The following is a 7497-nucleotide window of genomic DNA, read 5'->3' on the forward strand; positions in this document are numbered from 1 at the left end:
CTCCCCAGCGACTGTTCGCCACGCCCTGCGAATAGCGAAACAAACATGCGGAAAATCAACGTCGTACAGCACGTCCGCGCCGCCTTGACCTGCGGGGGTCCCGCCTATAGGTTCCGCGCCGAATTCAGACCCCCTCCGACATCCGTGCCGGAGTGCTGAGGCCGCCATGTCCCTGCCACCGGAATCGCGCGAAGAGGCGATCGCTCGTCTCAACAGGAGCGCATCCGATCTGGAGGCGCGCACCGCTCCGCCGCTCTCTCACGAGGCGGCGGGTCAGGCGGCTGCGGGCCAGGCGTGGAAGATCATCGCCGACCTGTTCGGCGGCGTCTTCGTGGGTCTGGCGATCGGCTTCGGGGTCGATCATTTCGCCGGCACCTCGCCGGTGGGGATTATAGGCGGCGTCCTTCTGGGCTTCGCCATCTCGGTCTGGATGGCGTGGCGCACGGCGCAGCGTCTGATGGCCGAAGCCAACAAGCACGGGGAGCCTAAGTCGGTTCCCTTCGACGACGACGAAGACCAGGGAGTCTGATCGCCCGATGGCCGATCCGCTACATCAGTTCCAGATCCAGAAGATCGTCGACCTCCCCGACGTCACCCTGCCGCTTATCGGCACGGTCGATCTCGCCTTCACGAACTCGCACCTGGCGATGACCATCGCCTTCCTGATCGTCGTGGGCTTCCTGACGCTCGTGACCAACGGCGCCAAGGTCGTCCCGGGCCGCACCCAGGCCGTGGGCGAGACCCTGTTCGGCATGATCGACGGCCTGACCGAGTCGATCATCGGCCACGACGGCAAGAAATATTTCCCGTTCGTCTTCGCCATCTTCACCTTCATCCTGGCGATGAACCTGCTCGGCATGTTCCTCAGCTTCACCGCCACCTCGCAGCTGGCCATCACGGCCACCTTCGGCGTCATCACCTTCGCGCTGGTGGTCATCGTCGGCATCGTCAAGAACGGCATGGGCTTCCTCAAGCTGTTCTGGCCGACCGGGGCGCCGCTGGTCATGCGGCCGATCGTCGGCCTGATCGAGTTCTTCTCGTTCCTGCTGCGCCCGATCACCCTGACGCTTCGTCTGTTCGGCAACATGATGGGCGGCCACATCGCCCTGAAGGTGTTCGCCGGCTTCGTGGCCACCGCCGTCATCGGCGCCGCCGGCGCCTGGGGCTTCCTGATCTTCCCGCTGTCGCTGGGCATGACCATCGGTCTGACCGCGCTCGAGTTCCTCGTGGCCTTCCTCCAGGCCTTCGTTTTCGCCGTTCTGACCTGCATCTACCTCAACGATGTGGTCAACCTGGACCATGCCCACTAAGGGCCGGACCAGTTCTTTCCAACCCAACCAAACCCAGACTGACAGGACTAAGACATGGATCCCCAAGCCGCTAAACTCATTGGCGCCGGCATCGCGATGTGCGGCATGATCGGCGCCGGCATCGGCGTCGGCAACATCTTCGGCCAGTTCCTGGCGGGCGCCCTGCGCAACCCGTCGGCCGCCGGCTCGCAAATCGGCAACCTGTTCGTCGGCGCCGCCCTGGCTGAAGCCCTGGGCATCCTCGCCTTCGTCATGGGCATCCTGATCTGGATCTCGTAATCGGCTTCGGCGGCGCGGACCCCGTCCGCGCCGCCGGCTGACGACCTTTCCGATCCAACAGGCGACCGATGACCGTTCAAGCCCAGCCCGTCATGCCCGAAGACGCGACCACCCCGGTCGCGGTCGAGGACACGCACGCCACGACCGAAGCCGCTCACGGCGGCGAACACGAGTCTGGCGGCCTGCCCCAGTTCGAGTTCCAGCACTGGTTCGGGCAGATCGTCTATCTGATCTTCCTGTTCGCGATCCTGTATTTCCTGATCGCGAAAATCTTCGCGCCGCGCATGCGCCGCGTCTTCGACGAGCGCGCCTCGACCATCTCGACGGCGGTGGACACCGCCCGTCAGGTCCAGGCCGAGGCCGCCGGCCAGGCCGCTGAAGCCAAGCGTGAAGTCGAGGAGGCCCGCGCCTCGTCGCGCGCCACGGCCGCCGCGGCCAAGGCTCGCGTGACCGAGGAAGCCAACACCCGCGCCGCCGCCGAGGAAGCCGTGGTCAACGCCCGCATCGCCGAGGCCGAGACCGCCATCGGCAAGACCCGCGACGCCGCCATGACCAATGTTTCGACCATCGCGTCCGACACGGCCGCCGCCATTGTCGAACGTCTCACCGGCAAGGCGCCGACCGCCGCCGAAGCCGCTGCCGCCGTGAAGGGCGCCGCCTGATGGAATTCTTCAATCCCCATCTCTACAGCCTCGACAACCCGGAACTCTGGGTCGCCGTCGGCCTGATCGCCTTCCTGGCCATCTGCGTCTTCGTCGGCGCCTTCAGGATGGTCGGCGCCCAGCTGGACGCCAAGGCCGCCAAAATTCAGTCGGAACTCGACGAGGCCGCCCGCCTGCGCGCCGAGGCCGAGGCCCTGCTGAAGCAGATCCGCGCCGAGAAGGCCGAGGCCGAGGCCCAGGCCGCTGAAATGCTGAAGGCCGCCGAGGCCGACGCCCGCCTCATGGAGGCCGAGGCCAAGGTCAAGCTGGAAGAGACGCTGAAGCGCCGTCAGGACCTGGCTGAACGTCGTATCGCCCAGGCCGAGGCCCAGGCCTCCGCCGAGGTGAAGGCCGCCGCGGCCGATCTCGCCGCCCGCGCCGCCGAACAGATCCTGGCCGCGCGTCTGGCCGGCCAGACGTCCGACCCGCTGCTGGATGCGGCCATCGCCCAGATCGGCTCGCGCCTCAACTAGGCGGTCCCGCCGCTACAGAAAACAACGGCCCCGCCAGTCTGGCGGGGCCGTTTTTCTATCAGTTCGTCGCCGGCTCGAACGGGTGTCGCGCCGCCTTCTCGGCTCGAACCAGCCGCCCGTAGACGTTGCCCAGCACGAGGCCGAAGATCGCGTGGCTGACGATCATCCACGCCAGGGTGCCGAAGCCCGCCCGCATGAAGAACAGGCCCGCCCCTGCGATCGGCGCGATGAACAGCGCCATCAGGATGAAGGCGCTCACGGCGAACAGGATGCCCTTCGACTCCGGCGTATCCGTCGGCAGCCGGGGACACAGGATCCCGAACACGACGCCCAGGCCCACGCCGGCGAGGACGTGGAGGAACCACCCCAGCGCCAGCCGGTCGGGTTGCTGCACGACCACGGCCAGAAGTTGCGGCATGGAGACGGCCCAGTGGCCGACCGCCATGTTGAAGCCTTCGATGATTGAAACCACTACGGTGGCCGCGAACCCGGCGGCCAGACCCTTACGTACGCGTGACATCATGTCCGTTAGCGCCTCCCAACGCTGGTTGTGGCTCAGACTTACGCAAGGAGGAGCATACGCCTGCTGTAACAGGCGTAATTCACTTTGCCGTGTTTGGCTCTCGGGTCGGGACCCTAGACGGCGGCCCTGTTCGACCCTTCGGGAGCGGTCCAGCGCAGCACCGGCGAGCGGGCGGCGCGGGTCTCGTCCAGACGGCGCAACGGGGCGTGGAAGGGGGCGCCCTTGAACCGTTCGACGTTGCCGGCCCCATCCTTCGTTTCGAGGGCCGCCGTCGCCAGGGCCCGCATCGCCTCGATGAAGCGATCCAGCTCCTGCTTCGACTCCGTCTCGGTGGGCTCGATCAGCATGGCCCCGTGGACGACCAGCGGGAAATACATCGTCATCGGGTGGAAGCCCTCGTCGATCATCGCCTTGGCGAAGTCGAGCGTGGTCACGTCCGTGCCCTTCAGCCATTCGTCGTCGAACAGGGCTTCGTGCATGCACGGTCCGTCCGGGAAGGCCGCGCTCATCAGGTCCGACAGCCGGGCCTTGATATAGTTGGCGTTGAGCACCGCATCCTCGGCCACCTGACGCAGGCCGTCCGAGCCGTGGCTCATCATGTAGCTGAGGGCCCGGGTGTACATGCCCATCTGGCCCTGGAAGGCGCACAGGCGGCCGAAGGCCTGCGCCGCCTCGTCTTCCTCGCGCTCGACCAGACGGTAGCCGTCGGCGTCGTGCACGACCCACGGAGCCGGGGCGAAGGGCGCCAGCGCTTCCGACAGCACCACCGGACCGGCGCCCGGACCGCCGCCGCCGTGGGGCGTCGAGAAGGTCTTGTGCAGGTTGATGTGCATGGCGTCGACGCCCAGATCGCCCGGGCGCACCCGGCCGACGATGGCGTTGAAATTGGCGCCGTCGCAGTAGAAATACGCGCCGGCCTCATGCGTCAGGCGGCTGATCTCGAGGATGTCGCGCTCGAACAGGCCGCAGGTGTTGGGATTGGTCACCATGATGGCGGCGACGTCGTCGCCCAGCTTGGCGGCCAGATCGGCCACATCGACGCGGCCGTCCTCGGTCTGGGCCACTTCGACGACGGTGTAGCCGACGAAGGCGGCGGTCGCCGGGTTGGTGCCGTGGGCCGAGGTCGGCACCAGCACCTTGCGGCGCTTCTCATGCTGGCCCGAGGCCTCGTGGGCGGCGCGGATGGCCATCAGGCCGCACAGCTCGCCATGGGCGCCGGCCTTGGGCGACAGGGCCACGGCGGGCATGCCCGTCAGGGTCTTCAGCCAGTGCGCCAGGGTGTCCATCAGCTCCAGCGCGCCCTGAACGGTCGACGTCGGCTGCAGCGGGTGGATGTCCGAGAACCCCGGCAGGCGGGCGATCTTCTCGTTGAGGCGCGGGTTGTGCTTCATCGTGCACGAGCCCAGCGGATAGATGGCCAGGTCGATGGCGTGGTTCTTCTGCGACAGGCGCACATAGTGGCGCATCGTCTCGGGCTCGGAGAGGCCGGGAAGGCCGATCGGATCCTTGCGGACCAGATCGCCGAGGTCGGATCCGTCGGTCTTGGGCTCCGGCAGGTCGACGCCGGTCTTGCCCCAGCCGTCGCTCTCGAAGATCAGGTGCTCGTCCTGCAGCAGGCCGCGCCCGCCGGTCAGGGTCGGGTGCTTGTAGTCGTGATCTACGGCGTTGGGGGCGGTCGGGCGGCCGACGGTGTTCATGGTGCTCATCGTTCCGCTCCTCAGTTCGCCAGAACCTTGGCGAGCGAACCCGCCAGGATCTTGATGTCAGCGTCCATCGTCATCTCGGTCGCCGCGACCAGCAGGACGTCGTCCATGCCGGCTTCGGGGGCCAGCCGGCTGTAGGGCACGCCGGCGAGAATGCGATGGGCGGCCAGCGCCTCGACCACCTCGGCCGCCGGCTTCGGCAGCTTCACGGCGAACTCGTTGAAGAAGCGCGTGGTCAGGATCTCGACGCCGGGGATCGCCGCCAGCGCGTCACGCGTGGCCAGCGCCTTCTCGTGGTTCAGCAGGGCCATCCGGCGCAGCCCCGTCTCGCCCAGCAGGCTCATGTGGATGGTGAAGGCCAGGGTGCACAGGCCCGAGTTGGTGCAGATGTTCGACGTCGCCTTGTCGCGGCGGATGTGCTGCTCGCGGGTCGACAGGGTCAGGACGAAGCCCCGCTCGCCGTCGGCGTCGACGGTCTCGCCGGTCAGGCGGCCGGGCATCTGGCGCACCAGCTTTTCGCGGCAGGCGAACAGGCCGACGTAGGGGCCGCCGTAGTTCAGGGCGTTGCCGATCGACTGGCCTTCCGCGGCGACGATGTCGGCCCCCATCTCGCCCGGCGACTTCAGCAGGCCCATCGACACGGCCTCGGTGACCACGACGATCAGCAGGGCGCCGGCGGCGTGGGCCGCCTCGGCGATCTTCGTGACGTCGGTGGCCGTGCCGAACACGTTCGGGGTCTGGACGACGACGCAGGCCGTGTCCGGACCGATCTGCGCGATCACGTCGGCTTCGGCGTCCACGGCGGCCGGCAGCACCTCGGTCTCGACGCCGACGGCGTGGACCACGGTCTCGGTCGCCCGGACATAGTGCGGATGCACCCCGCCCGAGATCACCGCCTTGTTGCGGCGGGTCACGCGGGTCGCCATCAGCACGCCCTCGGCCATGGCGGTCGAGCCGTCATAGAGCGAGGCGTTGGCCACCGGCATGCCGGTCAGGTTCGCGACCTGGGTCTGGAACTCGTACAGATACTGCAGCGTGCCCTGGGCGATTTCGGGCTGATAGGGCGTGTAGCTGGTCAGGAATTCCGACCGCTGGATCACGTGGTCCACCGTCGCCGGGACGTGGTGCTTGTAGGCCCCGGCGCCGCAGAAGAACGGAACCGTCCCCGCCGAGGCGTTTCTCGCCGCCATGGCCCCCAGCGCCCGCTCGACCTCCAGTTCGCCCGCCACGCGGGGCAGGTCGACGAAGCCGTCGCGATGCGCCGCCTTGGGCACGTCCACGAACAGGTCGTCGATGGATTTCGCCCCGATGGCGGCGAGCATCGCCGTACGGTCGTCGGGCGTCAGGGGGAGGTAGCGCATCCGGTCTTTCCTTCACCCGTCATCCTCGGGCTTGACCCGAGGATCGGATGTGGTGCGGCGCGTGCGCGGAAGTCATCGCACGAGCGGTTGAATGTCCGGCCCTCGGGTCAAGCCCGAGGGTGACGGTGGTTAAAGCGTGGCCAGGAAGGCGTCGTAGGCGGCGCGGTCCATCAGGCCGTCGGTCGAGGCGTCGGACACCTTGATCTTCGCGAACCAGCCTTCGCCTTCGGGATCGGCGTTGACGGTTTCCGGAGCGGAGGCGAGGGCGGCGTTGCCCTCGATCACCTCGCCCGAGACCGGGGCGTAGACGTCCGAGGCCGCCTTGACGCTCTCGACGACGGCGAAGCTGTCGCCCTTCGAGACGGTCTTGCCGGCGTCCGGCGTCTCGACGAACACCACGTCGCCCAGGGCGTCAGCGGCGTGCTTGGAGATTCCGACGGTGGCGACGTCGCCATCGAAGCGAACCCACTCGTGATCCTTGGAGAAATGCATCGATCCGATCCTCAGGCTTTCGGTTTGCGATAGTAGCGTTGGGCGACGAACGGGGTGGCGACGACCTCGGCCGCGGCGGCCTTGCCGCGCACGATGACCTTCAGGTCCGTCCCCAGTTCGGCGAACTTCGGCGGGACATAGCCCATGGCGATGTTGCGGCCCAGCGTCGGCGAGGGGCCGCCCGAGGTGACCGTTCCAATGACGTTTCCGTCGATGTCGGCGATCTCGGCGCCTTCACGGGCCGGGGCGCCTTCCTTGACGCTCAGGCCAATGCGGACGCGGCTCGGGCCGTCGGCCAGTTGCTTCAGGATGCGGTCGGCGCCGTTGAAGTCGGCGCGTTCCTTGCGCGACTTCGACAGTGCGAAGGTCAGGGCGCCTTCGACCGGACTGGTCGAGGCGTCGATGTCGTGGCCGTGCAGGGGCAGGCCGGCCTCGAGGCGCAGGCTGTCGCGGGCGCCCAGGCCGATCGGCTTGACGCGGGCGTCCTTCAGGATGGTGTTCCAGACGCGCTCGGCCTGGTCGGCCGGCACCGAGATCTCGTAGCCGTCTTCGCCGGTGTAGCCCGAGCGGGAGATGAAGCAGTCGCAGCCGAACAGCATCAGCCGGGCGCATTCCATGAAGCCCATCTCGGCCAGCAGCGGCTCGTGCGCGGCCA

Annotated in this window: 10 protein-coding genes; 5 read left to right on the forward strand and 5 right to left on the reverse strand. The window is 67.8% G+C overall.

From position 1 onward, the window contains the following. Positions 1 to 166: 166 nt before the first annotated feature. The 5 genes from V6M42_RS06330 to V6M42_RS06350 all read left to right on the forward strand — a co-directional run bounded on the left by V6M42_RS06330 (position 167) and on the right by V6M42_RS06350 (position 2763). A complete protein-coding gene (locus tag V6M42_RS06330; RefSeq protein ID WP_332658024.1) occupies positions 167 to 529 on the forward strand; it encodes an AtpZ/AtpI family protein in 363 nt (120 codons plus the stop codon). 7 nt (positions 530 to 536) lie between these two features. Further along, positions 537 to 1310: a F0F1 ATP synthase subunit A gene (locus V6M42_RS06335; RefSeq protein ID WP_332677893.1), complete on the forward strand. Its 774-nt coding sequence runs from the start codon at positions 537 to 539 to the stop codon at positions 1308 to 1310. 54 nt (positions 1311 to 1364) lie between these two features. Then, positions 1365 to 1589, forward strand: coding sequence for a F0F1 ATP synthase subunit C (locus V6M42_RS06340; protein ID WP_056619394.1), 225 nt, complete (start codon positions 1365 to 1367; stop codon positions 1587 to 1589). A gap of 68 nt (positions 1590 to 1657) precedes the next feature. After that, positions 1658 to 2251, forward strand: coding sequence for a F0F1 ATP synthase subunit B family protein (locus V6M42_RS06345; protein ID WP_332658022.1), 594 nt, complete (start codon positions 1658 to 1660; stop codon positions 2249 to 2251). Then, positions 2251 to 2763, forward strand: a complete 513-nt coding sequence (locus tag V6M42_RS06350; protein ID WP_332658021.1) for a F0F1 ATP synthase subunit B — start codon at positions 2251 to 2253, stop codon at positions 2761 to 2763. The genes V6M42_RS06345 and V6M42_RS06350 overlap by 1 nt, the downstream gene beginning before the upstream one ends. A gap of 58 nt (positions 2764 to 2821) precedes the next feature. Here V6M42_RS06350 and V6M42_RS06355 read toward each other — a convergent pair whose 3' ends face one another. From V6M42_RS06355 to V6M42_RS06375, 5 genes are all read right to left on the reverse strand, one after another. Beyond that, positions 2822 to 3286 (reverse strand): DUF6789 family protein, encoded by a 465-nt coding sequence (locus V6M42_RS06355; protein ID WP_332658020.1) that lies wholly within the window; start codon positions 3284 to 3286, stop codon positions 2822 to 2824. A 113-nt stretch (positions 3287 to 3399) separates the two neighbouring features. Next, positions 3400 to 4992 (reverse strand): aminomethyl-transferring glycine dehydrogenase subunit GcvPB, encoded by a 1593-nt coding sequence (gene gcvPB, locus V6M42_RS06360; protein WP_332677895.1) that lies wholly within the window; start codon positions 4990 to 4992, stop codon positions 3400 to 3402. 11 nt (positions 4993 to 5003) lie between these two features. After that, positions 5004 to 6350, reverse strand: a complete 1347-nt coding sequence (gcvPA, locus tag V6M42_RS06365; RefSeq protein WP_332677896.1) for an aminomethyl-transferring glycine dehydrogenase subunit GcvPA — start codon at positions 6348 to 6350, stop codon at positions 5004 to 5006. A 129-nt stretch (positions 6351 to 6479) separates the two neighbouring features. Then, complete coding sequence (gcvH, locus tag V6M42_RS06370; protein WP_056619381.1) at positions 6480 to 6842, reverse strand: glycine cleavage system protein GcvH; 363 nt, start codon at positions 6840 to 6842, stop codon at positions 6480 to 6482. Between the two features lie 11 nt (positions 6843 to 6853). Continuing rightward, positions 6854 to 7497 (reverse strand): glycine cleavage T C-terminal barrel domain-containing protein (locus tag V6M42_RS06375; RefSeq protein WP_332677897.1); only part of this gene is annotated, 644 nt, incomplete at its 5' end.

The organism is Brevundimonas sp. (assembly GCF_036677305.1).
Classification (GTDB): domain Bacteria; phylum Pseudomonadota; class Alphaproteobacteria; order Caulobacterales; family Caulobacteraceae; genus Brevundimonas.

Bases quoted from the DNA above. Each gene is read 5' to 3' on its own strand.
- V6M42_RS06345 (WP_332658022.1), top strand. From the start codon at position 1,658: ATGACCGTTCAAGCCCAGCCCGTCATGCCCGAAGACGCGACCACCCCG.
- V6M42_RS06350 (WP_332658021.1), top strand. From the start codon at position 2,251: ATGGAATTCTTCAATCCCCATCTCTACAGCCTCGACAACCCGGAACTC.
- gcvH (WP_056619381.1), bottom strand. From the start codon at position 6,842: ATGCATTTCTCCAAGGATCACGAGTGGGTTCGCTTCGATGGCGACGTC.
- V6M42_RS06330 (WP_332658024.1), top strand. From the start codon at position 167: ATGTCCCTGCCACCGGAATCGCGCGAAGAGGCGATCGCTCGTCTCAAC.
- gcvPA (WP_332677896.1), bottom strand. From the start codon at position 6,350: ATGCGCTACCTCCCCCTGACGCCCGACGACCGTACGGCGATGCTCGCC.
- gcvPB (WP_332677895.1), bottom strand. From the start codon at position 4,992: ATGAGCACCATGAACACCGTCGGCCGCCCGACCGCCCCCAACGCCGTA.
- V6M42_RS06335 (WP_332677893.1), top strand. From the start codon at position 537: ATGGCCGATCCGCTACATCAGTTCCAGATCCAGAAGATCGTCGACCTC.
- V6M42_RS06340 (WP_056619394.1), top strand. From the start codon at position 1,365: ATGGATCCCCAAGCCGCTAAACTCATTGGCGCCGGCATCGCGATGTGC.
- V6M42_RS06355 (WP_332658020.1), bottom strand. From the start codon at position 3,286: ATGATGTCACGCGTACGTAAGGGTCTGGCCGCCGGGTTCGCGGCCACC.